This is a genomic window from Streptomyces calidiresistens, assembly GCF_014141525.1.
Classification (GTDB): Bacteria; Actinomycetota; Actinomycetes; order Streptomycetales; family Streptomycetaceae; genus Streptomyces; species Streptomyces calidiresistens.
Genome location: NZ_VKHS01001165.1, coordinates 1 through 1,234, shown reverse-complemented (window position 1 = coordinate 1,234; position 1,234 = coordinate 1). Strand labels below are relative to the sequence as shown.

Below are 1,234 nucleotides of genomic sequence, written 5' to 3'. Positions count from 1 at the left end.
CACCCGGTGAGCACGACGGCCAGGCCCGCCGCCCCCGCGGCGACGGCGGTGCGGCGGGAAGTCATGGGTCCGGTCATGTGGGTGCCCTGCGCCCCGTTGTCGTCCGATCCGCCGCACCCGGTGAGCACGACGGCCAGGCCCGCCGCCCCCGCGGCGACGGCGGTGCGGCGGGAAGTCATGGGTCCGGTCATGTGGGTGACCATCCTCTCGGTCCGTGGTTCGCCGGTCGGGGACCGGCCGGTGCGCATCCCATCCTGACCGGCCCCCACGGTGGACCGCCGGCCCCGGTTCCCGGGTTTGGCGCGGACGGATGGTTTTGTCGATCACCGTTGCCGGATGTGGCACACTGCGGACCGGGTATGGGCACCCCGTGGCGCCGGGGCGGCGCGAAGCCGGGGCCCGCGCGATCATCCGGCCTCGGACGGGGGTCCCGTGAAGGCTTTCGGAACGGACGATCTCACCTATCCCACCCCCGGCATGACCCGACGGGGCGGGCCTCCCCCTCCTCCCGGTTTCCACCGGTTGCGTGTCCGCGTTCCGCTGGGCCACGGCCCCGCGACGTTCGTCGCGGCCGGGCGCGCGGTGCTGACCTGGGGGACGCACCGCGGAACGGGGATCGGCCTCGACACGGACGCGCCGGAGGCGGCGCCCGGCGTCCGGGTCACCGTCGGGGTCGGTCCCCTTCGTGCCCCTGCCTGGTGGTGTGGACGGTTCACGAGGCGCGACGCGTCGGTTTCGCCTACGGCACCCTGCCCGGCCATCCGGAGTGCGGGGAGGAGGCCTTCGTGGTGGAGCGCGCGGACGACGAATCCGTCCACCTCACCGTCCTCGCCCTCAGTCGCCCCGCGGCCCGGTACGCCCGTCTGGCCGGCCCCGTCGGCCGTCTCGCGCAACGGCTGATGGCCCGTTGGTACGGGCGCGCCCTGCGGCGAGCCGTCCGGCAGGCGCGCCCCGACCGGGACCCGGGGTGAGGTCTCCTCCCGATCACCGCCTTCCCGGACGCGTCCCCGGGTGCCGGGCGCGGAACCCGGAGCGGGGCCCGGACCACCCGATGGCATGCCGCTCGGGACCGCCGCCATCCGCTGCGCGACGTCCCCGGGGGAGGACGGCCCGCTGCCCGGCGTCGTCGGGGCCGGGCACCCGGGCGCGGGCGGGGCACCCCGGAGGTTTCCGCGTCCTCGCCGTGTCCTTGCGGGACGGTCCGTGCCCTGCCGGTGGGGCCCGGTGGGGGAGG

The 1,234-nt window shown here is 76.7% G+C and carries 2 pseudogenes; one reads left to right on the top strand and one right to left on the bottom strand.

Annotation, left to right across the window (positions count from 1 at the left end):
- Positions 1-191 (bottom strand): annotated as a pseudogene (locus FOE67_RS29775) (hypothetical protein); the annotation flags it as partial.
- 286 nt (positions 192-477) lie between these two features.
- Between FOE67_RS29775 and FOE67_RS26155 the strand changes: the two are divergent.
- Positions 478-971, top strand: a pseudogene (locus FOE67_RS26155) (DUF1990 domain-containing protein).
- Positions 972-1,234: the final 263 nt, after the last annotated feature.